Below are 22,722 nucleotides of genomic sequence, written 5' to 3' on the forward strand. Positions count from 1 at the left end.
TGGCCGCCCGTTCATCTCACCGTTACATCCCACTCGTCCATATCCACACAGGAGCGCCGTGATGCAGGCCCTGTCCGCCGATCAATACGACCGCCTGAACCGCCTGGCGCAGGCCTGGGAGCGTACCTTCCTCGAGGCCGCCCGCCGTGAGCACGGCTATAACGCTCGGCTCGGGGTGGATGCGCTGTGCTTCCAGCCGCAGGAGATGCCCAGTGGCGATCGTGGCCTGCTGGGCGCGCTGATCACGCCGGTCTCGCTGTCGCTGGCGCTGGTGCCGGAGGCGAACGACGCGCTACCGCCCGGTGAGGGGGCACGCCTGACGCTGGCACTGCCCTCCGGACGCTATCCCTTCGAGGCGGTGTCGCTGGCCGGGGGCGAGTGGCTGTGGCAGTGCGTGCTGCTCGAGGATCTCGCCGATCTCGATTCGGTGCAGGACGGCAGTCGGCTGGCCCAGCGGTTGATGGCGCAGGTGATGGCACCGGCTGCCGCCGAGTAGGAGAAAGGTCGCTCTGGTGCAGTGCGGCAAAGGTTCATATGCTGGTGACGCAGCGTCGTAGCTTCACCTTTCCCATGGAACTGGAACGAGGAGACTTCATGACCGCTCAATCTTCCACGCCGCGGGTGGCACTCGTCACCGGCACCAGCAGCGGCATCGGCGAGGCCGTGGTGCGTCACTTCCGCGAGCAGGGCCATCAGGTGCTGGCGGTGGATTTCAATCCCGAGGGGGAGGCGATCGCCGAGCGCGCGGGTGCCGCCTTCTTCCAGGCCGACCTGACCGATGGCGAGGCCTGCAAGGCGGCGGTGGCCGATGCCCTGAGCCGCTTCGGCCGGCTCGATATCCTGGTCAACAATGCCGGCATCCAGCACGTGTCGTCGATCGAGGAGTTTCCCGAGGCGCAGTGGCGGCGCATCATCGACCTGATGCTGACCGCCCCTTTCCTGCTGACCCAGGCGGCCTGGCCGTCGATGAGGGAGAACGGCTGGGGGCGCATCGTCAACGTGGCCTCGATCCACGCCCAGGTCGCGTCCCCGGGCAAGGCCGCCTACATCAGCGCCAAGCACGGCCTGATCGGGCTGACCAAGACCGCGGCCCTGGAAGGTGGCTCGCAGGGCATCACCGCCAACGCCCTGTGCCCGGCCTACGTGAAGACGCCGCTGGTGGAGAACCAGATCGCCGACCAGGCCAAACTGAACCGGATGGACGAGCAGGAAGTGGTCGAGCAGATCATGCTCAAGAACGCCGCCGTCAAGCGTCTGATCGATCCCGGCGAGGTGGCGTCGCTGGTGGGCTATCTGGCCTCCGATGCGGCGGGGGCCGTCACCGGCGCCAGCTGGAACATCGATCTTGGCTGGACGGCGCAGTAACCCCCGCGTTCGGGCGGCGGGCGGCGAGCAACGACCTAACCTCTTGCCGTCGCCCGTCGCCCGTCGCCCGTCGCCCGTCGCCCGTCGCCCGTCGCCCGTCGCCCGTCGCCCGTCGCCCGTATTTCAGCGCCTGACCGGCCGCTTCTGCAGCTTGCGCTGCAGGGTGCGGCGATGCATGCCCAGCGCCCGTGCGGTGGCGGAGATATTGCCGTCGTGCTCCTGCAGCACCTTCTGAATGTGCTCCCAGGTCAGGCGGTTGATCGACGGCGGATGCTCGGCGACCTCGGCCTCGGGATCGGCTTCCTCCTGTGACAGGGCGGCGAGGATCTCCTCGGCGTCGGCGGGCTTGCACAGGTAGTTCACCGCGCCGAGCTTGATCGCCTGCACCGCCGTGGCGATGCTCGAGTAGCCGGTCAGCACGACGACGCGGCAGTCCGGCACCGCCTCGAGCATCTCGGGCAGCAGCTTGAGCCCCGATTCCTGTTCCAGCTTCAGGTCCAGGGTGGCCATGGTGGGTTCATGCTGGCGCGCCAGGGCCAGGGCGCGTTCCGCGTCGTGGGCCACCAGCACCTCGAAGCCACGTCGGCTCATGGCGCGGTGCAGCACGTGGCAGAACATCTCGTCGTCGTCGACGATCAGCAGGCGTTCGTCGGTCTCTTGCATGGCATCCTCGCTGTGATCGGCTCAGGCCTCGGGGGCGCTGCGGGGCAGGGTCACCTCGGTCAGGGTGCCGCCTTCGGGATGATTGTACAGCCGCACGCCGCCGCCGAAGCGATTGATGGTGGCATGGGTCAGGAACAGGCCGATGCCGAGCCCCTTGCTCTTGGTCGAGACGAAGGTCTCGCCGAGCTGGTCGGCGATGTCCAGCGAGACGCCGGGGCCGTGGTCGCGAATGTCGATCACCACCTCGTCGGTCTTCCAGTCGAGCTGGATCAGAATGTTGTCCGGGTTGGCATCGGCGGCGTTGTTGAGCAGGTTGGTCAGCGCCTGGGCGAGGGTGGTGTCCACGCTCAGGCGGGGCGTGCCGCGGCGGCCGGTCACCTCGAGGCGATAGCCGACGTCCGGGCGCAGTACCAGCCAGCGCTGCACGACCTCCTCCAGCCACTCCCTGGCCTCGCGAATCTCTGCATTGGCCATGCGCCGGCGGTCGGCGTTGTCCACCAGGTGGCGCAGGCGCGACTTGCAGGTGTCGACCTGTTCGCGCAGCAGATCGATGTCCTTCTCGAGCAGCTCGTTGCCGCGTGCATCCTCGCGCATCTCGTTGAGCAGCACCGCCATGGTCGACAGCGGCGTGCCGAGCTCATGGGCGGTGCCGGCGGCCTGGGTGGCCACCGCCAGCACCTGCTCGTTGCGCAGCACCGCCTCGCGGGTGCGTGACAGGGCCTGCTCGCGGCCGCGCAGGGCGCGGGCCATCTTGAAGATGAAGAAGGTCACCAGCCCGGCGGACAGGGCGAAGTTCAGCCATACGCCGAGGATGTGCAGGCTGACGCCGTCCTGGAGGTGCGGCATGCCGAGCTGGGGCACCGGGTGGTAGAAGACCATCAGCACGCTGGTGCCGGCCAGGCCGGCCACGGCCACGCCCCAGGCATAGCGCCAGGGCAGGGTGGCGGCGGCGATGGTGACCGGCACCAGGTAGTAGTTGATGAAGGGGTTGGTGGCGCCGCCGGTGAAGTAGAACAGCAGCGTCAGGCCGGCCATGTCGGCCAGCAGGTGCGCCAGGTATTCACGGTGACTGACGTCCCGAGGGCGGCCCAGGCGCCACCAGGTGCCGATGTTGATCAGCGCCATCACCACGATCACCGCGCCGACGGCAGGCACGTCGAGCTCGAAGCCGAGCCCCGTCACGCCGATCACGATGCCGAAGAGGAATCCGGTCCAGGTGATGCCGCGGACGATGGTCAGGCGCACCATGTTGCGGTTGGGGGTGGACAGCGGCAGGGGCAGGGCGGCTGGCATGACGGCTCCGCGGCAGAATCGTGGCCGCGATGATACCCGATCGCCCCGCACCGCGTCCCGCGGTGGGGTGCGGTCAGGCGTCGCTCCTCGACCGACCTCGATGTCGTGACCAGCGCATGGCGCGCCCGGTCAGCAGGTCCGGGCTCATCACGCCGGAGGTCACCGCCGGCCGCGACGGCGTGTGCATCTCGAGGCCTGGCACGGCATCGTGTGGGCCAGTCCGTGGCCTCGCATGTGGCGTGTGTCCCGGCGGCATCGCCAGGCCCAGCAGGTCGCGTCCCAGTCGCATCGATCGTTCTCCTGATGAAATCGGGGCATGACGATAGGGGCGCGGGATGACGGAACGATGACGGCGCGCAAGGGAGTCGCGGAGAGCGGGTTTCTCCCCGTGGCTCAGGCGGTATATTGGGACTCTCGAATCCTGCTCGATGGATACCCGATGCGACGACTGCTGATTCCCGTGCTGTTCCTGGTGCTCGGCGCCGCCGCCTTCCTTGGCCTCAGGGCGACGCGACCGGAGCCCGCCGAGGTGGCGCCCCAGGAGCGCAGCTGGCGGGTCGAGACGCTGTCCGTGGCACTGTCGAGTCATGCCCCGCTGCTGCCGCTCTACGGCGAGATCGTCGCGCCCGAGGCGGTGACCTTCACCGCGCCGCTGCCCGCGCGCATCGCCGAACGGCCGGTGCGCGATGGACAGCGCGTGGCCGAAGACCAGTTGCTGGTGGCCCTGGACGAGGCGGACGTGGCCCCGGTGGTGGCGCGTGCCGAGGCGCGGGTCAATGATCTGGAGGCGCAGATCGAGGCGGAACGGGTCCGCCAGGAGAGCGATCGCACCGCCCTGGCCCGAGAGCGCGAACTGCTCGGCAACGCTCGCCGCCGGCTGGAACGGGTCCGTTCGCTGTCCGAGCGTAACCTGGCCTCCGCCTCGTCGCTGGATGACGCTCGCGATGCGCTGGCCCAGGCGCGGGTCACGGTGGACGCTAGGGAAGGTGCGCTGGCCGGGTATCCCGCCAGGCTGGCCCAGCTCGAGGCCGGGCTGGCCGAAGCCCGGGCGGGGCTGGACGAGGCGCGTCGTGATGCCGAGCGCAGCCGGGTCGAGGCGCCCTTCGCCGGCATCGTCAGCGGCGTGGCGGTGGCGCCGGGTGAGCGGGTCGGCGAGGGCGCCGAGCTGCTGTCGATCTACCCGCGCGACGGTCTGGAACTGCGTGCCCAGGTGCCCAGCGCCTACCTCGACGAGCTGCAGGTGGCGTTGGATGACGGCCGGCATCCCCATGCCGTCGGCGAGAGGGCGCGCTTTCGTCTCGAGGGGTTCGTCGGAGAGAGCGCGCCCGGCGGTACCGAAGCGATCCTGCGCCTGGAGGGGATGCCCCGCGCGCTGCGACCGGGCAGCCTGGTCGACGTGATGCTGCGCCGCCCGCCGGTGGCCGACAGCCTGGCGGTGCCCGCCAGCGCCCTCTATGGCGACGAGGTGCTGTATCTGCGCGATGAGGATGACCGCATGCGCCGGCTGCGGATCGAACGCCATGGCCCGGTGGCCGGCGATGCAAGGGGGGATGGCGCGGCGACGAACGATGGCTGGGTGCTGGTCAGCGGCGCGGGGCTGGCCGACGGTCAGGAGGTGATCGTCACGCACCTGCCCAACGCCGCCGAGGGGCTCAAGCTCCAGGTGGTCGGCGACGAGGAGGACGAATGAGCCGTCGCCGGGGCCCGCTGGGCTTCTTCGTCCAGCATCGCGTCGCCGCCCATCTGGTGATGCTGGTGATGCTGCTGGGTGGGGCGCTGGGCCTGACGCGCATGAACGTCCAGTTCTTTCCCGATTTCTCTCTCGACGTCGTCACCGTGAGCACGGTGTGGGGCGGCGCCGCTGCCGAGGACGTGGAGCAGGGCATCACTCTGCCGCTGGAACAGCGTCTGCGCAGCATCGAGGGTCTCAAGCGCATGACCTCGACCTCGGCCCAGGGGGTGTCCAGCATCACCCTGGAGTTCCGTGAAGGTGCCGACCCGGTGCTGGCGCTGGACGATGTGCGCCAGCGGGTTGCCGAGTTCACCCATCTGCCGGTCGACGCCGAGGAGCCGCGCATCAGCCGGGTGGCGCACTTCGAACCGGTCGCGCGGCTGCTGCTTCACGGTACGCTGTCCGACGACGAGCTGCGCCACCTGGCCAATCGCCTGGAGGATTCGCTGCTCCAGGCGGGCCTCGACCGGGTGGAGATCGAGGGATTGCCCGAGCAGCAGATCAGCATCGAGGTGCCGGCCCGTCGCCTGGAAGAGCTGAAGCTGTCCCTCGACGAGATCGCCGAGCGCGTGGAGGCCCTCTCCCGTGATCTGCCGGCCGGGCTGATCGGCCAGCGCGACAGTGCCCGCGAGCTGCGCGCCGTCGAGCAGCGCCGCTCGCCGGCCGGTTTCGCCGAGCTGCCGATTCTCGGCAGCGATCGGGTGCAGCTGCGCCTGGGCGACATCGCCATCATTCGCCAGGAGCCCCAGCAGGGCGAGGTGACCCTGAGCCGAGATGGCCAGGGCGCGGTGGAGCTGCTGCTCCAGCGCAGCGAGGACGGCAACTCCCTGGCGGCCGCCGAGACGCTGCGAGCCTGGCTCGACGAGACCCGGCCGCTGCTGCCGCCCACGGTGACGCTCGAGGTGCACGACGAGACCTGGCAGCTGATCGCCGAGCGTATCGGGCTATTGATCAGCAACGGCCTGGGCGGCCTGCTGCTGGTGCTCGGCCTGCTCTACTTCTTCCTGCCGGGCCGGGTGGCGTTCTGGGTGGCGGTCGGCATTCCCACCGCCTTTCTCGGGGCGATGGCCACGTTCTGGATCATCGGCGGCTCGATCAACATGATCTCGCTGTTCGCGCTGATCATGGCGCTGGGGGTGATCGTCGATGACGCCATCGTGGTGGGCGAGGACGCCGACGCCCACTTCCGCCAGGGCGAGGCGTCGCAGCGTGCCTCCGAGGGCGCCGCGCGACGCATGCTGTGGCCGGTGATGGCCTCGTCGCTGACCACGGTGGCGGCCTTCATGCCGCTGCTGATGGTGGGCGGAGTGATCGGCAGCATCCTCGGCGACATCCCGGTGGTGATGATCTGCGTGCTGGTCGCCTCGCTGCTGGAGTGCTTCGTGGTGCTGCCCGCGCATCTGCGCAACGCCTTCGTACCTGCCGCCGCTTCGTCAGGCGCCAAGTCGCCGAGTCTCTCGCCGCTGGGCCGGCCCCGGGCGCGTTTCGATGCCGCCTTCGATGCCTTCCGCCAGGGGCCCTTCCGACGCTTCTCGGCGCTGACCCTGCGCTATCGGGCCGCGACCCTGGCGGCGGCGGTGGCCGTGGTGCTGGCCACGGCGGGGCTGCTGGTCGGCGGGCGGCTGGCCTTCAACTTTTTCCCCACGCCCGAGCCCAACGTGCTCTATGCCAACGCCAGCTTCGTCGCCGGCACCGACCGCGCCCGGGTCGACGCCTTCCTGGGTGACATGGAAACCGCCCTCGCGGCGACCGACGAGGCGCTGGGCGGTGGCCTGGTGGCCCAGGCGGTGACGCGTCACGGCGCGGTGATCGCCGAGGGCGCGGCCGGGCGCAGCGGCGACAATCTGGGCTCGATCATGGTCGAGCTCATCCCGTCCGACGACCGGTCGGCCCGCAATGCCGAGATCATCCGCGACTGGCGTTCGCGCCTCGCGTTGCCGGCGGGTATCGAGAACCTGACCATCAGCGAGCGCAGCGCCGGCCCGCCGGGCAAGGATGTCAACGTGCGCCTGACCGGGGAGTCCGCCGAGGCCCTGAAGGCGGCGGCGGAATCGCTGTCGCGTTCGCTTTCCCAGCTGCCCGGGGTGCTGGCCACCGAGGACGACATGCCCTGGGGCCGCGAGCAGCTGATCTACCGGGTCAGCCCGCGGGGCGAGGCGCTGGGCCTGACGACCCGGGAGCTGGGGCGCCAGCTGCGGGCCGCCTACGACGGTCGTCTGGTGCAGGTCTATCAGGACGGGCCGGACGAGGTCGAGGTGCGGGTGCTGTTGCCCCGCGCGCAGCGCGAGCGGCTGAGCTCGCTGTCGCGACTGTCGATCCGCACCCCCGGCGGCGACTTCGTGCCGCTCGACCAGGTGGCTCGTTTCGACCACCGCCAGGGCTTCTCGGCCCTGCGCCATGCGGACGGTAACCTGGCGGTGGAGGTCACCGCCGAAGTGGATACGGCGGTCAACACGCCCGACCGCATCCTCGCCGACCTGGAAGCCACGGTGCTGCCGACGTTGATGCGTGATCATGGGGTGCGCTACAGCTTCGAGGGTCGCGCCGCCGACCAGCGCGAGACCTTCGCCGACATGCGCGTCGGGCTGATGGTGGGACTGGCGCTGATGTACGTGGTCCTGGCCTGGGTGTTCGCCTCCTGGAGCCTGCCGTTGATCGTCATGGCGACGATTCCGCTGGCGCTGGTGGGGGCGCTGGTGGGCCACTGGCTGATGGGGCTCGACCTGACCATGCTGTCGCTGTTCGGCCTGTTCGGGCTCTCCGGCATCGTGGTCAACAACGCCATCATCCTGGTGGCCTTCTATCGCCAGCAGCGCCATCGGGGGCTGGCCATCGATGCCGCGCTCAACGAGGCGGTGGTCCAGCGCGTGCGCGCGGTGCTGCTGACCTCGCTGACCACCATCGGCGGGCTGATGCCGCTGCTGTTCGAGACCTCGCTGCAGGCCCAGTTCCTGATCCCGATGGCGGTGTCCATCGCCTTCGGCCTGGGGCTCTCGACGCTGCTGGTGCTGGCGGTGATTCCGGCGCTGCTCAGCTATCTCGAGCACCTGCGCGAGCGCTTCGGGCGCGTGGCGCTGACGGACACCGAGTGACGGGCGCGGGATCGGGTCATGACTAGCCGAGCAGTTCGGCCAGCAGTTCGGGCTGTCGCGGCATCAGGCCGACCTTGAGCCCCAGCGGTCGGAAGACCCGGTCGAGGCTGGCCATGGAGGCGTTGCCGGCGTCCCGCTCGATGTCCGACAGGGTGCGCCGGCTGACGCCGACCAGCTCGGCATAGGCCGTCTGGGTCAGGCCCAGGACCTCGCGCCGAAGGGTGCGCAGCACGCGGCCTTCGGTGGTCTCGCCGCGCATCAGCAGGCGCAGCTGTTCGAGCAGCGCCGCCTGGCGCGCCTGGGGAGAGCGGGCCTGTGGCTTCATGTCAGCCCCCAGCGCGTCAGGCGATCATCGAGATGGTTCAGTCCCACCGCCGGCATGTCCAGGATGCGCGACGGCACGCCGTGATCCGCCAGTCGATCGCGAAGGCCCGGCAGGCGGTCGCCCAGGGCTCGTAGCTCACCCATCAGGCGCTCCGGCTCGACCAGATCCGCCAGGTGCTCGGCGACTGCCGGCCAGTCGACGTCTCCGCCTCGTTCGAATGTCGGCCCCCACTGCGTCGTCCGGGTCACGCCCTCGGGGTCGGCCTTCATGGGGGCGAAGTCATAGACCGGTGCGTGCCAGATGCCCTCGGGACGCTTGAGCAGGGCGGCATTACGACCGTGATTGTCCGAATTGCCGAAGGCCAGATTGAGCAGGTCCCGCTTGACCCATTCGATGACGAAAGCGGCCGCATCGAAGGGCTCGCGGCCCTCGCGTACCCGATGCTGGCCCTTCAGCAGCGCCACCAGTCGGCGAATGGCCGCGGGGTGGCGCAGGTGAGTGCCCGGTGCGACGCCGAGCAGCGCGTATACCGATTCCAGACCGTGGCGATGGAGCTGGCCCTGGCGCCATTCGACATCGAAACGCGGCAGCCAGAGAGAGGGATAGCGGGTGCCCTCGTGGAGCTCCAGGCCTTCGACAGGCACGGTATCCACGCCAAGGGCATGCAACTCGCGATAGTAGTGATATTCGGCGCGCAGGATGTCGCAGTCGTCGTCGCTGCGGCTCCCGCGGGGAAACTTGACCAGATAATGGGCGTCGGGCGTGGTGGTGTCGTCCTGCCAGGTGTCGATCCACACCTGACGATCCGGGGTGCGACGTACCAGCAGCTTGGGGGCCTCCCCACCGGCGCCGGTGGCGCCGCCGCTGGCGGCGCCCATCTGCTGAGCGTATTCGAGGAAGTCTGTATGGCGTTCCAGCACCTCTTCCTGCGGGAAGCGCAGGGACGCCAGGGCATCTCCGGCCGGGCGTTCGGGGAGTGCTTCGCGGATGCGCAGGTTTCCTACCGGCGCTATGGTACCGCGGCGCAGCAGTTCACTGTCCTGCTGGCCGGGGTCGAGGTCCTGCAACCCCAGATGCTCGATCCAGTAGCGGCGGCTGGCACCGGCCGGCATGATGTCCTCGAGAAAGCCGAACCAGCGGTCGCCGCGGTGGGTCATCATCAATTCGACGGGCAGGGTCAGGCTGCACGCGTGTTCGTCGTCGTGGAACATCCAGGCCAGTGCATAGTCCTGGAAGTATCCCAGCCTGGCCGGTCCGCGCGTTCCCCGTTCCGGCGCCGGAATCTCGAGCAGCGCGGCGTCCTGCCAACGCGTCTGGTGATGGATCTGGATCGTCAGCTGCATGGAAGGCATCTGTTTTGAGCAATATGCTACTCAGGATAGAGCAGTCAGGCTTTTTTTGAGAACTATCTTTCTCAAAAAAGGGCTTTGTCACAATCTTTGAGCAGATTTCCTGCTCAAAAATGTTTTGCGCATGCAAGGAGACGACATGACGTCCACCGTACTGATCACCGGCGCCAATCGCGGCGTCGGGCTGGCGCTGGCGCGCCACTACCATGACGCGGGCTGGACCGTGATCGGTGTCTGCCGGGAGGCGTCCTTCGAGCTGGCCGAGGTGGCGGCTCGCGTCATCGAGGGAATCGACGTGACGCGTGAGAAGGACGTGGAGCGCCTGGTCGCCGAGCTCGAGGGCCAGGCGCTGGCGTTGCTGATCAACAACGCCGGAATGCTCCATGACGAGGTACTGGGAGAGATCGACTTCGACGCGATCCGCACCCAGATGGAGATCAACGCCTATGCGCCGCTGCGGGTGGTGGAGGCGCTGTTGCCGTGCCTGGGTGAAGGGGCGAAGATCGCCAACATCACCAGCCGCATGGGCTCGATCGCCGACAACGATTCCGGTGGCCGATACGGTTACCGCGCTTCCAAGGCGGCGCTGAACGCCTTCGGCAAGTCGCTGGCAGTGGATCTGGCCCCGCGCGGCATCGCCGTGGCCCAGCTGCATCCCGGCTATGTACAGACACGGATGGTCGGCTTCGGCGGCCTGATTTCCCCGGCAGAGGCCGCCGCGGGGCTGGCCGAGCGCATCGAGGCGCTGACGCTGGAGACCAGCGGCGGTTTCTGGCACAGCAACGGCGAACGCCTGCCATGGTGAGCGCCGCGGCAGGAGAGAGAGGCGCCTTCGTCACCCCCGCGGCGCGCGAACGGCTGCTGGCGGGCGTCGAGGCGGCCGGCGAGGCGGTGATGGCGATCTATCGACGGCCCTTCGACGTCGAGACCAAGGCCGACGACAGCCCGGTCACCGAGGCCGATCTCTGTGCCCACCATGCGCTGGTCGACCTGCTCGGCGAGGTGACGCCGGCGGTACCGGTGCTTTCCGAGGAGTCGGAGGCCGTGCCCTACGCCACTCGCCGCACCTGGCAGCGCTACTGGCTCGTCGACCCGTTGGACGGGACCAAGGAGTTCATCCGACGCAGCGGCGACTTCACGCTCAACGTGGCGCTGATCGAGGACGGCGTGCCGACCTTCGGCATCGTGCATGCGCCGACGCTCGGCGTGAGTTGGTTCGGCCAGCTCGGAGAGGGCGCCTGGCGGCGTGAGGCCGGTGAGACGCGGGCGATCGGCGTGCGCCCTCTGCCGGACCCGGCGTTCGAGGCCTGGCGGGTCATGGGCAGCCGCTCCCATGGCCTGTCGGCGCTGGCGAGCTTCCTGGAACGCCTGCCATGCCACGCGCTCGTCTCGCGAGGCAGTTCGCTGAAACTGTGTCTGGTGGCGGAGGGGAGCGCCGACCTCTATCCGCGCTTCGGCCCGACCAGCGAGTGGGACACGGCGGCGGCCCAGGCGGTGGTGACGGCGGCCGGTGGCCAGGTACTGGATGCCGGGTCCCTCAAGCCGCTTCGCTGCAACCGTCATGACTCGCTGCTCAATCCCGCTTTCATCGCCTGTGGCGAGCGAGATCCCCGCTGGGAGCGGGCGCTGGCCGAGAGCCTCGTCGAGGGGGATTGAGCCTCCCCGGTTCGGCTGGAAGTCGACCGCTGTTCGACAATCCCTGAGGCGCAAAATTTTCATCCACATGTCACCCTGTGACCTCCCCCGTTTGGACTATCGTATAGGTCCGATCAGGTCAGTCGGAGGCGGTCACATGTGTCATGTCGAGATCGAGCGGCGTCCCCTGCACCGACTTCACGCGCGTGTCGGCGCCGCACCCGAGGTGGTTTTCATTGTGTCGCGTCACGAGCCGTTGCGCGGCGTCGGCTGGGATCCCCGACGGGGACTCTTCCTGATGCTGCAGTGCGGTGATCGTTGCTATCCGCTCTACGATGTCAGTCGCGGCAGCGACATCCTGGCCATGCGTCTGCTGGCAGTGGAAGTGGCTGCACCCGATGATCCCCGGGTGAAGGCGTTCGTCATCGAGGCGCTGGGCGAGGCACTGGGAGTGGCGGTCTAGTCGTTCCGCCGGGCGCTGCCGAGGTCACGTCCAGGCGCGGTAACCGCGAGGCGCTTCCCCGGCGGCTGTCGATAGGCTCGAGACAGAGGCCGGGCCGGGCGGTACAATCGCTGCATTTCCCACACCCATCATCGCCCCGACCTGCTTGGATGCCCGAGCATGCGGGCGAGTACTGATCAGTAACGAGCCTCAATGTCGACCGACCCTATCGCCCAAGAAGCCGCGCTGCGTCGCACCTTCGCGATCATTTCGCACCCCGATGCGGGTAAGACCACCATCACCGAGAAGATGCTGCTGTTCGGAAACGCCATCCAGATGGCGGGTTCGGTGAAGAGCAAGCGCGACGATCGTCATGCCACCTCCGACTGGATGAAGATGGAGCAGGAGCGCGGCATCTCGGTGACCACCTCCGTGATGCAGTTCCCCTACGGTGGGCGTATCGTCAACCTGCTCGACACCCCGGGCCACGAGGACTTCTCCGAGGATACCTACCGCACCCTGACCGCGGTGGACTCGGCGCTGATGGTGATCGACGGCGCCAAGGGCGTCGAGGACCGCACCATCAAGCTGATGGAGGTCTGCCGGCTGCGCACCACGCCGATCCTGACCTTCATCAACAAGATGGACCGTGATATCCGTGACCCCATCGAAGTGATGGACGAGGTCGAGAAGGTGCTCAACATCCAGTGCGCGCCCATGACCTGGCCGATCGGCATGGGCCGTCACTTCAAGGGCGTCTATCACCTCTACAACGACGTCATCCACCTCTACACCCAAGGCCAGGGCAACCGCATCCCCGAGGACAAGCGCATCGAGGGCCTCGACAGCCCCGAGGTCGACGAGATCCTGGGCGAGGACGCCGCCGAGGAGCTGCGCATGGAGGTCGAGCTGGTGCGCGGCGCCTCCCACGAATTCGACCTCGAGGCCTATCGTCGCGGCGAGCTGACCCCGGTGTACTTCGGTACCGCCATGGGCAACTTCGGCGTGCGCGAGATGCTGGACGGCTTCGTCGAGTATGCGCCGGCACCCCAGCCGCGGGAGACCAATCTGCGTACGGTGGAATCCGAGGACGGCAAGTTCACCGGCTTCGTGTTCAAGATCCAGGCCAACATGGACCCGAACCACCGCGATCGGATCGCCTTCCTGCGGGTCTGCTCGGGCAAGTACGAGAAGAACATGAAGATGCGCCACACGCGCATCGGCAAGGACGTCAAGATCGCCGACGCCCTGACCTTCATGGCCTCGGATCGTTCCCATGTCGAGGAAGCCTGGCCCGGTGACATCATCGGCCTGCACAACCACGGCACCATCCAGATTGGCGACACCTTCACCCAGGGCGAGGACATGCGCTTCACCGGCATTCCGCACTTTGCTCCGGAGCTGTTCAAACGCGTGCGCCTCAAGGACCCGTTGAAGATGAAGGCGCTGCAGAAGGGCCTGCAGCAGCTGTCCGAGGAGGGCGCCACCCAGGTGTTCATGCCGATGGACAACAACGATCTGATCCTCGGCGCCGTGGGCACCCTGCAGTTCGACGTGGTCGCCCATCGCCTCAAGGAAGAGTACAAGGTCGACTGCATCTACGAGGGCATCAACGTCCAGACCGCCCGCTGGGTCTACTGCGACGACGCCAAGATGCTCGAGGAGTTCAAGCGCAAGGCCAGCCAGAACCTCGCCATCGACGGCGGTGGCTACCTGACCTACATCGCACCGACCCGGGTCAACCTGCAGATGACCCAGGAGCGCTGGCCGGACGTGCGCTTCAGCCCGACCCGCGAGCACTGACCCGGGCTGCGCCCGGAGCCTTAGGCTAGAGGCTTGAAGAGCGGCGCTTCGTGCCTGAAAGCGAGAAGAAGAACCACCCCTAGGCACTTGCCATAGGGGCGGTTCGCGTTACGCTTCTTTCCAGCTTCCAGCTTCCAGCTTCCAGCTTCCAGCTTCCAGCTTATGTTGATCGACGCCCACTGCCATCTGGACTTTCCCGACTTCGACGCCGACCGCGAGGCGGTGCTGGCGCGTGCCCATGCGGCGGGCGTCGAGCACTTCGTGGTACCGGGCACCCGGCGTCGCGACTGGCCACGGGTGCTGGCGCTGGGAGCACGGCATGACATCAGCGTCTGCCTGGGGCTGCATCCGTACTTCATGCAGGATCACCGCGAGGGCGACGTCGATGCCCTGGCGGCGGCGCTGGACGCGCACCCCGAGGCGGTGGCGCTGGGCGAGTGCGGCATCGATGCGCGCTTCACTGACACCCTGGACGCCCAGTGGGCGCTGTTCGACGGCCAGGTCCGCCTCGCCAAGGCGAGGAACCTGCCGCTGGTGATCCACTGCGTGCGGGCCAACGATCAGCTGGCCAAGCGGCTGCGTCAGCTGTCGCCCGAGGCCGGCGGGCTGATCCACGCCTTCGCCGGCTCGCCCCAGCAGGCTCAGGCGTTTCTCGATCTCGGCTTCGTGGTGGGGCTTGGCGGGGCGCTGACCCACGATCGAGCCAAGCGACTGCAGCGCAGCGTGGCCGCGCTGCCGGACGATGGCTACGTGCTGGAGACCGACAGTCCGGACATGCCGCCGGCCGGTCATCAGGGAGAGCGTAACGAGCCGGCCAGGGTGAGCGAGGTGTGTCGTCGGGTGGCCGAGCTGCGAGGGCTGACCGCCGAGCGGGTGGCGGCGAACAGCGCCGCCACCGCTCGGCGGCTGTTCGGCCTGCCGGCGCATGGGTGACGTGGGCGGTCAGACTCTGGCGGCCAGGCTCTCCGGGTCCAGGCGTTCGAGCGGGTAGGGCAGCTGCAGGCGCTTGAACTGCTGGCCGTCGACGCTGAGCGGTTCGGGGGCTTGCTTGGTGCTCATCACCGCGAGCACCTCCGGCTGGCCGTAGGCGTCGAGCTCGGCGCACAGTACCTCGCCCAGGCTCTTGCCGTTGGCATCCTCCACCGCGCTGCCCTCGGCGGGCAGTCGCTCGCCCTCGAGCTGGCCGCGCACCAGGCGCTTCTTCACCTGACCGCGGAAGTGCGCGCGGGCCACGACTTCCTGGCCGGTATAGCAGCCCTTCTTGAAGCTGATGCCACCGAGCGCCTCCCAGTTGAGCATCTGCGGCAGATGGGCGTCGGCCTGGTCGGCGTTCAGCCAGGCCAGCCCGGCCTGGATGTCGTGCAGGCGCCAGACGGCGTTGTCGACCGGGGTGGTCTGATCGGCCAGCGACTGCCAGATGGCTTCGGCGCGCTCGGCGGGCAGACAGGCCAGCAGGCGAGGGCGCGGCCCGGGATGGGCGAGCAGCTGAAGGTCGCCGCCGTTGGCCTGATGCCAGGCCGTGGGTGGCCGCACGTCCAGGCGCGCCTCGGCCACTGCCGGCGCCTCGCGCCCGATCAGTCCGATCAGCGCCAGGTCGTCGCGGACCGTGAGCTCGGCCTTGTAGAAGGGCGCGAACTTCCTGAGATGGTCGTTCAGGCCCTGCACCAGGCTGCGATGCATCAGCAGCCGGTAGTGGCCCTCGGCCACGCGCCACAGCTGGGCGTTGGCCAGCATCCGGCCCTTGGGCGTGCAGAAGCTGGTCAGCGGCGCGAAGGCGCCGTCGGCCAGCGATACCTGGGCGCTGGTCTGGCCCTGCAGGAAACCTTCGGCGTCGGCGCCGCTGACATCGAGGATGCCCAGATGGACCAGCGGCGTCATCACGGTGGCGTCCATGGCGAGATGTGCCTGGTCCGGCGTCTCGAAGACGAGGCGCGTGTCGTCTTTCCGGCGGCCGCCGAGGCGGTCGAGCCAATCATTCATGTGGGATCTTCCTCGTCTCTTTCCTTAGGCCTTTGCTCCCCCGAGATGAGGGCGTCGGGGCGTCAATGCAACCGCTGCCGGGCCCCGAGGCGGCATGCTAGACTCGTTCCGTTCCCATCCAGCCGACCGGAGAGCCAGCCCATGGCCCAGCAGAGCCTCACCTTCAAGGGCGTCGAGAACGCCGATCAGGTCAATCGCATCACCACCGCCCTGATGATGCTCGACGGCGTCGAGAGTGTCGAGGTCGGTCGCCACGGCGCCGAGGTCGACGGCCGCGCGCGTCGCGAGGCGCTGATTCAGGCCGTCAAGAAGCTGGGGCTCGGCATCCAGGTGTCGTGATGAAGCCGCCGATCCGCGTCACCAGTCAGCGCGATCGCGTCTTCCGCCAGCGGGTCGAGCTCGAGGGTGCGGAGGACCTGTTCGTCGACGTGCCCGAGGCCTTCGGCGGCGAGGGCAGCGCGCCGGATCCCCACGACTACTTCGACCTGTCGCTGGGCGCCTGCAAGGCGATCACCGCCCAGATGTACGCACGGCGCAAGGAATGGCCGCTGGCAGGCGTCGAGGTGACGGTCAATCGCGATGAACGCGAGGAGCGCCGCGGCGTCTATCGTCTGGAGGTCGTCATGGCCTTCCTCGGCGATCTCGACGACGCCCAGCGGGCGCGGCTCGAGGAGATCAGCGACAAGTGCCCGATTCACCGCCTGATGACCGCCGCCACGGTGGAGATCACCACCCGGCAGCGCGACTGAGCCCCCAGATTCATGTGACCTGCCGTCACCAGACCAGGAGACCCGATGAGCAAGGCATTCCGACTCGAGTCCAAGTACCGGCCCGCCGGCGACCAGCCTTCGGCCATCCTGGGCCTGGTCAACGGGCTCGATGCCGGGCTGGCCCACCAGACGCTGCTCGGCGTGACCGGTTCGGGCAAGACCTACACCATGGCCAACGTGGTCGAGCGCCTGCAGCGCCCGACCATCGTCATGGCGCCCAACAAGACGCTGGCGGCCCAGCTCTACGGCGAGTTCAAGTCGTTCTTCCCCGACAACGCCGTGGAATACTTCGTCTCCTACTACGACTACTACCAGCCCGAGGCCTACGTGCCGTCCTCGGACACCTTCATCGAGAAGGACGCCTCGATCAACGACCACATCGAGCAGATGCGCCTGTCGGCGACCAAGGCGCTGCTCGAGCGTCGCGACGCCCTGATCGTGGTCTCGGTGTCGGCCATCTACGGCCTCGGCGATCCCGATCAGTACCTGAAGATGCGCCTGCACTTCAATCGCGGCGAGCTGATCGACCAGCGGGCCTTCCTGCGCCGCCTGGCGGAGCTGCAGTACACCCGCAACGACCTGGACTTCAAGCGCGGCACCTACCGGGTGCGCGGCGACGTGATCGACATCTTTCCGGCCGACGCCGAGGACGAGGCGGTGCGAGTGGAGCTGTTCGACGACGAGATCGACGGCATCAGCCTGTTCGACCCGCTGACCGGCGAGGTGCGCGGCAAGGTACCGCGCATGACGATCTACCCGAAGTCGCACTACGTCACGCCCCGCGAGACCATCATGGGCGCCATCGATCGCATCAAGGAGGAACTCGCCGAGCGGCTGGCCTTCATGCGCCAGCACGACAAGCTGGTGGAGGCCCAGCGCCTCGAGCAGCGCACGCTCTATGACATCGAGATGATGCTCGAGCTCGGCTACTGCAACGGCATCGAGAACTACTCGCGCTACCTCTCGGGCCGCGAGCCGGGCCAGGCGCCGCCGACTTTCTTCGACTACCTGCCCAGCGACGCGCTGCTGTTCATCGACGAGTCCCACGTCAGCGTTCCCCAGGTGGGGGGCATGTACAAGGGTGACCGTTCGCGCAAGGAGACGCTGGTCGAGTACGGCTTCCGGCTGCCCTCGGCGCTGGACAACCGGCCGATGAAATTCGAGGAGTGGGAGCGGATCAGCCCGCAGACGGTCTTCGTCTCGGCCACGCCCGGCCCCTACGAGGCCGAGCACGCCGGCCAGGTGGTCGAGCAGGTGGTACGCCCCACCGGGCTGCTCGACCCCGAGCTAGAGGTGCGGCCTGCCTCCACCCAGGTCGACGACCTGCTGTCGGAGATCCGCGAGCGCACCGCGGTGGAGGAGCGCGTGCTGGTCACCACCCTGACCAAGCGCATGGCCGAGGACCTCACCGAGTACCTCGACGAGCACGACGTGCGGGTGCGCTACCTTCACTCCGATATCGACACCGTGGAGCGGGTCGAGATCATCCGTGACCTGCGCCTCGGCAAGTTCGACGTGCTGGTCGGCATCAACCTGTTGCGCGAGGGCCTCGATATCCCGGAGGTGTCGCTGGTGGCCATCCTCGACGCCGACAAGGAAGGCTTCCTGCGCAACGAGCGCTCGCTGATCCAGACCATCGGCCGGGCGGCGCGCAACGCCCACGGCAAGGCGGTGCTCTACGCCGACCGCATCACCGACTCCATGCGCCGCGCCATGGACGAGACCGAGCGTCGCCGGGCCAAGCAGATCGCCCACAACGAGGAACACGGCATCGTGCCGGAGACGGTGCATCGCTCGGTGGCCGACATCCTCGAGGCCGCCGAGGCCCCGGGGCGCAAGGGCAAGGGCCGCAAGAGCGAGCGCAAGGTGGCCGAGGGTTCGGCGGTCTACGATCCGAACGACCTGGGCCCGGCCGAGCTGGCGAAGGAGATCACCCGGCTGGAGGACGCCATGTCCGAGGCCGCGCAGAACCTCGAGTTCGAGGAGGCCGCGCGGCTGCGCGACCGGCTGCTGGAGTTGAAGGAGCGTCAGCTCGCGGTCGGCTAGGTGCGCCTGAAACTGGCGGCACTCGTCGCCATTCAGGCATCGCCTGGCTTTTATGGAATGTGTGGTGAGGAGCATACATGCCGGAAGGACCCGAGATTCGTCGTGCGGCGGATGCGCTGCACGACCACATCGGCGGGCGTCGCCTCGACGACGCCTGGTTCGCGTTTCCCGAGCTGGCGGACCAGGCCGGCTCGCTGATCGGCCGCGAGGTGAGGGCGGTCGACAGCTGGGGCAAGGCGCTGCTGACCCGCCTCGACGACGGTCGGGTACTGTATTCCCATAACCAGCTCTATGGCGTGTGGAAGCTCCACGACGCCGAGCGCGAGCCGGACACCCAGCGCTCGCTGCGCGTGCGCCTGACCGCCGGGAATCGCATGGCGAGCCTCTACAGCGCCTCCGACGTGTCGCTGTGGGAAGAAGGGCGCCTGCACGAGCATCCCTTCCTGTCGCGGCTCGGTCCCGATCTGCTGACCCATGACGTGACGGTCGACACCATCGTCGAGCGGCTGATGGACCCGCGCTGGCGCGGACGCCGCCTGGGCGGCCTGCTGCTGGACCAGTCCCTGGTCGCGGGGCTCGGCAACTACCTGCGCTCGGAGATCCTGTTCTTCGCCGCGCTTTCCCATCGGTCCCGGCCGGTCGACCTGTCCGACGACAAGCGTCGCGAGCTGGCCGAGCAGATGCTGGCCCTGACGCGGCGCTCCTACGAGACCGGCGGGGTGACCAACCGCGACGACTGGGCCGCCGCCGACCGTCGCGAGGGGCGTAGCCGCAGGCGCTGGCGCTTCGCCGCCTTCGAGCGTGAAGGCCTGCCGTGCCATCGCTGCGAGCGGCGGATCGAGAAGCTCAGCGTGGCCTCGCGGCGGCTCTATCGCTGCCCGTCCTGCCAGCCGGACTGAGCCTACCCGAGGCTCTCGGTGAAAAATTATACCGTTATCTTGCTTTTTCCTTATCTCGCTAACATCGGTAGCGCTGCCGCAGAAAGGCAAGTGCGATATAATGCTTGCCCGTTCGAGCCCGCCACCGGTTTCCGGCCGCAGGCGTCTGCCGGATCAGCGTTGAGTCCGGCATCTGCCTTGAGAAGCGGGCGTGTCGACCCACCAATGGAGCGTCTTGCCCATGACCGTGATCCGCCAGGATGACCTCATCCAGAGCGTCGCCGATGCCCTGCAGTACATCTCCTACTACCATCCCAAGGACTTCATCGACGCCATGGCGGCGGCCTACGAGCGCGAGGAGAACCCCGCGGCCAAGGACGCCATCGCCCAGATCCTGATCAACTCGCGGATGTGTGCCACCGGCCATCGGCCGATCTGCCAGGACACCGGCATCGTCACCGTCTTCGTCCACGTCGGCATGAACGTGCGCTTCGAGACCGACATGAGCCTCGACGACATGGTCAACGAGGGCGTGCGCCGGGCCTACAAGCTGCCCGACAACATCCTGCGCGCCTCGGTGCTGGCCGACCCGGACGGCAAGCGTCAGAACACCAAGGACAACACCCCGGCGATCATCCACCACAAGCTGGTGCCCGGTGACACCGTGGAAGTGCACGTGGCGGCCAAGGGCGGCGGCAGCGAGGCCAAGTCCAAGTTCGCCATGCTCAACCCCTCCGACAGCGTGGTCGACTGGGTGCTCGAGCAGCTGCCCAAGATGGGCGCCGGCTGGTGCCCGCCCGGCATGCTCGGCATCGGCATCGGCGGTACCGCCGAGAAGGCCATGGAGCTGGCCAAGGAATCGCTGCTCGACCCGATCGACATCCAGGACCTGCAGGCCCGCGGGGCGTCCGATCGCGCCGAGGAGCTGCGCCTCGAGCTCTACGACAAGGTCAACCGGAGCGGCATCGGCGCCCAGGGCCTCGGTGGCCTGACCACGGTGCTCGACATCAAGGTCAAGGACTACCCGACCCACGCCGCCAACAAGCCGGTGGCGATCATCCCCAACTGCGCGGCCACCCGTCACGCCCACTTCACGCTGGACGGCACCGGCCCGGCGGCCCTGCCGGCGCCGAAGCTGGAGGACTGGCCGGAGATCACCCGCGAGGCGGGCGATAACGTCAAGCGCGTCAACCTCGATGCGATCACCCCGGAAGAGGTGCAGAGCTGGCAGCCCGGCGACACCCTGCTGCTCAACGGCAAGCTGCTGACTGGCCGCGACGCCGCCCACAAGCGCATGGTCGACATGCTGGCCAAGGGCGAGAGCCTGCCGGTGGACCTCAAGGGCCGCTTCATCTACTACGTCGGCCCGGTCGATCCGGTCGGTGACGAGGTGGTCGGCCCGGCAGGCCCGACGACCGCGACGCGCATGGACAAGTTCACCCGCACCATGCTCGAGCAGACCGGCCTGCAGGGCATGGTCGGCAAGGCCGAGCGGGGCGAGGCGGCCATCGAGGCGATCCGCGACAACCAGGCCGTCTACCTGATGGCGGTGGGCGGTTCCGCCTACCTGGTGGCCCAGGCCATCAAGCAGGCCCGGGTGGTCGGCTTCGAGGATCTGGGCATGGAAGCCATCTACGAGTTCGAGGTGGAGGACATGCCGGTGACCGTGGCCGTGGACAGCGCGGGCACCTCGGTCCACCAGACCGGTCCGGCCAAGTGGAAGGAGATCATCGCCGAGCGCGCCTGATCCCTGACGCCAGCGTGATGATCGACGGCCCCGCCAACTGGCGGGGTCGTCGTCGTTTTGCGTATGCTGGGCACTTCGGCCGCTCATCCCACGGAAAGGGAGTCTGCTCATGACGTCATGGCTGCTCGGCATGCTGATCCTCGCCCTCCATCTGCTCGGCATGCTGTCGGCGGTGCAGGCGCTGATGTCGGCGCGTACCTCACAGGGGGCGATCGCCTGGATCCTGTCGCTGGTCACCGTGCCCTATCTGGCGGTGCCGGCCTACTGGGTGTTCGGTCGACCGCGCTTCTATGGTTACGTCTCCGCGCGTGGCGAGCGCGACACCGTGCTCCGTCGCGTGCTGGAAGGCTATCGCGAGCGGATCGTGCCCTACCTGGCCGGCGCCCGGGAGGCCGATGTGCGGGCGGTCGAGAAGCTGGCGATGATGCCGATGACCAGTGGCAATCGCGCCGAACTGCTGGTCGATGGGAAGGCGACCTTTGACAGCCTGTTCGCCGGCATCGACGCCGCCGAGGATTACATCCTGATCCAGTTCTTCATCGTGCGTGACGATGACCTGGGGCGCCGCCTGCGCGAGCGGCTGTGCGCGGCGGCGGAGCGGGGGGTCTGGGTACGCTTCCTGTATGACGAGATCGGCAGCCATGCCTTGCCCGAGCGCTACCTGAAGGCGCTGCGCGAGGCCGGCATCGAAGTCAGCGCCTTTCACTCCTCCCGCGGGTTGAGGCATCGCTTCCAGCTCAACTTCCGCAACCATCGCAAGATCGTGGTGGTCGACGGCTATCAGGGTTGGATCGGCGGCCATAACGTCGGCGTCGAATACCTGGGCCAGCATGCCCGCCACGGGCACTGGCGGGATACGCATCTCAAGCTCACTGGCCCCAGCGTGCTCGGCCTGCAGGAGGCCTTCTGGGAGGACTGGCACTGGGCCACCGGTGAGGTGATCCGCCTGGACTGGCTGCCGCGACAGAGCGAGGCCTCGTCGCAGAACGTGGTCATCGTGCCCTCGGGGCCGGCCGACCCCCAGGAGACCGCCAGCCTGCTGGTGCAGCACGCCATTCATCGCGCCCACGAGCGGCTGTGGATCACCAGTCCCTACTTCGTACCGGATCACAGCGTCCAGGACGCCCTGCGCCTGGCGGCGATGCGTGGCGTGGACGTGCGCATCATGATGCCGGAACGTCCGGACCACCTGCTGGTGTTCCTGTCGGCCTTCTCCTTCCTGCCCGACATGCTGCGCGCCGGGGTCAAGGTCTATCGCTACCAGCCGGGGTTTTTGCACCAGAAGGTGATCCTGATCGACGATGCGGCGGCCTGCGTGGGCACGGTCAACCTCGACAATCGCTCCTTCCGGCTCAATTTCGAGGTCACCGCCTTCGTGCCTGACCGCGGTTTCGCCGCCGAGGTGGAAGCCATGCTGGAGCGGGATTTCGCCGGCTGCCGGGAAGTGTCGCTGGAGGAGATCCGCTCGCGACCGCTGTGGAAGAAGCTGGTGTCCCGGGGCGCCTACCTGTTCGCACCGGTGCAGTGAGCGTCCTTTGCTTGGGTCGTGTGGGCGCCTGGGGTACATTAGCGACCTGGCTGGCCCCCGGGCCGCTAATGCAT

At 68.1% G+C, this 22,722-nt stretch carries 20 protein-coding genes; 15 read left to right on the forward strand and 5 right to left on the reverse strand.

Annotated features, from left to right (window positions below):
- Positions 1-61 precede the first annotated feature (61 nt).
- Together hybE and QWG60_RS08115 are read left to right on the forward strand one after the other, a co-directional pair.
- A complete protein-coding gene (hybE, locus tag QWG60_RS08110; protein ID WP_186810038.1) occupies positions 62-496 on the forward strand; it encodes a [NiFe]-hydrogenase assembly chaperone HybE in 435 nt (144 codons plus the stop codon).
- A 98-nt stretch (positions 497-594) separates the two neighbouring features.
- On the forward strand, positions 595-1,365 hold the full coding sequence (locus QWG60_RS08115) for a 3-hydroxybutyrate dehydrogenase (RefSeq protein WP_046078731.1): 771 nt from the start codon (positions 595-597) through the stop codon (positions 1,363-1,365).
- Positions 1,366-1,488: 123 nt separating this feature from the next.
- Here the strand turns inward: QWG60_RS08115 and QWG60_RS08120 are convergent, their stop codons facing one another.
- Together QWG60_RS08120 and QWG60_RS08125 are read right to left on the reverse strand one after the other, a co-directional pair.
- A complete protein-coding gene (locus QWG60_RS08120; RefSeq protein ID WP_035598567.1) occupies positions 1,489-2,028 on the reverse strand; it encodes a response regulator transcription factor in 540 nt (179 codons plus the stop codon).
- Positions 2,029-2,049: 21 nt separating this feature from the next.
- Positions 2,050-3,321: an ATP-binding protein gene (locus QWG60_RS08125; protein WP_146907494.1), complete on the reverse strand. Its 1,272-nt coding sequence runs from the start codon at positions 3,319-3,321 to the stop codon at positions 2,050-2,052.
- A 439-nt stretch (positions 3,322-3,760) separates the two neighbouring features.
- Between QWG60_RS08125 and QWG60_RS08130 the strand changes: the two genes are divergently transcribed.
- Together QWG60_RS08130 and QWG60_RS08135 are read left to right on the forward strand one after the other, a co-directional pair.
- Positions 3,761-5,011, forward strand: a complete 1,251-nt coding sequence (locus QWG60_RS08130) for an efflux RND transporter periplasmic adaptor subunit (protein ID WP_146907492.1) — start codon at positions 3,761-3,763, stop codon at positions 5,009-5,011.
- Entirely contained in the window at positions 5,008-8,145 is a 3,138-nt protein-coding gene (locus QWG60_RS08135; RefSeq protein WP_146907489.1) for an efflux RND transporter permease subunit, read from the forward strand. Before QWG60_RS08130 ends, QWG60_RS08135 begins: the two co-directional genes overlap by 4 nt.
- Positions 8,146-8,167: 22 nt before the next feature.
- Here the strand turns inward: QWG60_RS08135 and QWG60_RS08140 are convergent, their stop codons facing one another.
- Together QWG60_RS08140 and QWG60_RS08145 are read right to left on the reverse strand one after the other, a co-directional pair.
- A complete protein-coding gene (locus tag QWG60_RS08140) occupies positions 8,168-8,470 on the reverse strand; it encodes a helix-turn-helix transcriptional regulator (protein ID WP_146907487.1) in 303 nt (100 codons plus the stop codon).
- The gene (locus tag QWG60_RS08145; protein ID WP_146907485.1) at positions 8,467-9,813 is read right to left on the reverse strand and encodes a type II toxin-antitoxin system HipA family toxin; all 1,347 of its coding nucleotides are present in this window, start codon (positions 9,811-9,813) and stop codon (positions 8,467-8,469) included. Before QWG60_RS08145 ends, QWG60_RS08140 begins: the two co-directional genes overlap by 4 nt.
- Before the next feature lie 145 nt (positions 9,814-9,958).
- Here QWG60_RS08145 and QWG60_RS08150 point away from each other — a divergent pair, with 145 nt between their 5' ends.
- The 5 genes from QWG60_RS08150 (at position 9,959) to QWG60_RS08170 (ending at position 14,632) form a co-directional block, all read left to right on the forward strand.
- Positions 9,959-10,624: an SDR family oxidoreductase gene (locus QWG60_RS08150; RefSeq protein WP_146907482.1), complete on the forward strand. Its 666-nt coding sequence runs from the start codon at positions 9,959-9,961 to the stop codon at positions 10,622-10,624.
- Complete coding sequence (gene cysQ / locus QWG60_RS08155) at positions 10,618-11,475, forward strand: 3'(2'),5'-bisphosphate nucleotidase CysQ (protein WP_146907480.1); 858 nt, start codon at positions 10,618-10,620, stop codon at positions 11,473-11,475. The genes QWG60_RS08150 and cysQ overlap by 7 nt, the downstream gene beginning before the upstream one ends.
- A 136-nt stretch (positions 11,476-11,611) precedes the next feature.
- Entirely contained in the window at positions 11,612-11,917 is a 306-nt protein-coding gene (locus tag QWG60_RS08160; protein WP_146907478.1) for a hypothetical protein, read from the forward strand.
- 192 nt (positions 11,918-12,109) lie between these two features.
- Positions 12,110-13,699 (forward strand): peptide chain release factor 3, encoded by a 1,590-nt coding sequence (gene prfC / locus QWG60_RS08165; protein WP_035598590.1) that lies wholly within the window; start codon positions 12,110-12,112, stop codon positions 13,697-13,699.
- A gap of 162 nt (positions 13,700-13,861) precedes the next feature.
- Complete coding sequence (locus QWG60_RS08170; RefSeq protein WP_146907476.1) at positions 13,862-14,632, forward strand: TatD family hydrolase; 771 nt, start codon at positions 13,862-13,864, stop codon at positions 14,630-14,632.
- A gap of 9 nt (positions 14,633-14,641) precedes the next feature.
- Here QWG60_RS08170 and ygfZ read toward each other — a convergent pair whose 3' ends face one another.
- Positions 14,642-15,679, reverse strand: a complete 1,038-nt coding sequence (ygfZ, locus tag QWG60_RS08175; protein WP_146907474.1) for a CAF17-like 4Fe-4S cluster assembly/insertion protein YgfZ — start codon at positions 15,677-15,679, stop codon at positions 14,642-14,644.
- Between the two features lie 141 nt (positions 15,680-15,820).
- On the opposite strand from ygfZ, the gene QWG60_RS08180 reads away from it, so the two are divergent.
- From QWG60_RS08180 to cls, 6 genes are all read left to right on the forward strand, one after another.
- Positions 15,821-16,018, forward strand: a complete 198-nt coding sequence (locus tag QWG60_RS08180) for a hypothetical protein (protein ID WP_046078719.1) — start codon at positions 15,821-15,823, stop codon at positions 16,016-16,018.
- Positions 16,018-16,428: an OsmC family protein gene (locus tag QWG60_RS08185; RefSeq protein WP_146907472.1), complete on the forward strand. Its 411-nt coding sequence runs from the start codon at positions 16,018-16,020 to the stop codon at positions 16,426-16,428. The genes QWG60_RS08180 and QWG60_RS08185 overlap by 1 nt, the downstream gene beginning before the upstream one ends.
- Positions 16,429-16,473: 45 nt before the next feature.
- Positions 16,474-18,495 (forward strand): excinuclease ABC subunit UvrB, encoded by a 2,022-nt coding sequence (uvrB, locus tag QWG60_RS08190; RefSeq protein WP_146907470.1) that lies wholly within the window; start codon positions 16,474-16,476, stop codon positions 18,493-18,495.
- A 77-nt stretch (positions 18,496-18,572) separates the two neighbouring features.
- On the forward strand, positions 18,573-19,394 hold the full coding sequence (nei, locus tag QWG60_RS08195; RefSeq protein WP_146907468.1) for an endonuclease VIII: 822 nt from the start codon (positions 18,573-18,575) through the stop codon (positions 19,392-19,394).
- 220 nt (positions 19,395-19,614) lie between these two features.
- Entirely contained in the window at positions 19,615-21,120 is a 1,506-nt protein-coding gene (locus QWG60_RS08200; RefSeq protein ID WP_035598516.1) for a fumarate hydratase, read from the forward strand.
- 109 nt (positions 21,121-21,229) lie between these two features.
- Complete coding sequence (cls, locus tag QWG60_RS08205; protein WP_035598513.1) at positions 21,230-22,648, forward strand: cardiolipin synthase; 1,419 nt, start codon at positions 21,230-21,232, stop codon at positions 22,646-22,648.
- Positions 22,649-22,722 lie beyond the last annotated feature (74 nt).

Origin of the sequence: Halomonas halophila (assembly GCF_030406665.1) — a bacterium.
Classification (GTDB): Bacteria; Pseudomonadota; Gammaproteobacteria; order Pseudomonadales; family Halomonadaceae; genus Halomonas; species Halomonas halophila.

Bases quoted from the DNA above. Each gene is read 5' to 3' on its own strand.
- hybE (WP_186810038.1), top strand. From the start codon at position 62: ATGCAGGCCCTGTCCGCCGATCAATACGACCGCCTGAACCGCCTGGCG.
- QWG60_RS08115 (WP_046078731.1), top strand. From the start codon at position 595: ATGACCGCTCAATCTTCCACGCCGCGGGTGGCACTCGTCACCGGCACC.
- QWG60_RS08120 (WP_035598567.1), bottom strand. From the start codon at position 2,028: ATGCAAGAGACCGACGAACGCCTGCTGATCGTCGACGACGACGAGATG.
- QWG60_RS08125 (WP_146907494.1), bottom strand. From the start codon at position 3,321: ATGCCAGCCGCCCTGCCCCTGCCGCTGTCCACCCCCAACCGCAACATG.
- QWG60_RS08130 (WP_146907492.1), top strand. From the start codon at position 3,761: ATGCGACGACTGCTGATTCCCGTGCTGTTCCTGGTGCTCGGCGCCGCC.
- QWG60_RS08135 (WP_146907489.1), top strand. From the start codon at position 5,008: ATGAGCCGTCGCCGGGGCCCGCTGGGCTTCTTCGTCCAGCATCGCGTC.
- QWG60_RS08140 (WP_146907487.1), bottom strand. From the start codon at position 8,470: ATGAAGCCACAGGCCCGCTCTCCCCAGGCGCGCCAGGCGGCGCTGCTC.
- QWG60_RS08145 (WP_146907485.1), bottom strand. From the start codon at position 9,813: ATGCAGCTGACGATCCAGATCCATCACCAGACGCGTTGGCAGGACGCC.
- QWG60_RS08150 (WP_146907482.1), top strand. From the start codon at position 9,959: ATGACGTCCACCGTACTGATCACCGGCGCCAATCGCGGCGTCGGGCTG.
- cysQ (WP_146907480.1), top strand. From the start codon at position 10,618: ATGGTGAGCGCCGCGGCAGGAGAGAGAGGCGCCTTCGTCACCCCCGCG.
- QWG60_RS08160 (WP_146907478.1), top strand. From the start codon at position 11,612: ATGTGTCATGTCGAGATCGAGCGGCGTCCCCTGCACCGACTTCACGCG.
- prfC (WP_035598590.1), top strand. From the start codon at position 12,110: ATGTCGACCGACCCTATCGCCCAAGAAGCCGCGCTGCGTCGCACCTTC.
- QWG60_RS08170 (WP_146907476.1), top strand. From the start codon at position 13,862: ATGTTGATCGACGCCCACTGCCATCTGGACTTTCCCGACTTCGACGCC.
- ygfZ (WP_146907474.1), bottom strand. From the start codon at position 15,679: ATGAATGATTGGCTCGACCGCCTCGGCGGCCGCCGGAAAGACGACACG.
- QWG60_RS08180 (WP_046078719.1), top strand. From the start codon at position 15,821: ATGGCCCAGCAGAGCCTCACCTTCAAGGGCGTCGAGAACGCCGATCAG.
- QWG60_RS08185 (WP_146907472.1), top strand. From the start codon at position 16,018: ATGAAGCCGCCGATCCGCGTCACCAGTCAGCGCGATCGCGTCTTCCGC.
- uvrB (WP_146907470.1), top strand. From the start codon at position 16,474: ATGAGCAAGGCATTCCGACTCGAGTCCAAGTACCGGCCCGCCGGCGAC.
- nei (WP_146907468.1), top strand. From the start codon at position 18,573: ATGCCGGAAGGACCCGAGATTCGTCGTGCGGCGGATGCGCTGCACGAC.
- QWG60_RS08200 (WP_035598516.1), top strand. From the start codon at position 19,615: ATGACCGTGATCCGCCAGGATGACCTCATCCAGAGCGTCGCCGATGCC.
- cls (WP_035598513.1), top strand. From the start codon at position 21,230: ATGACGTCATGGCTGCTCGGCATGCTGATCCTCGCCCTCCATCTGCTC.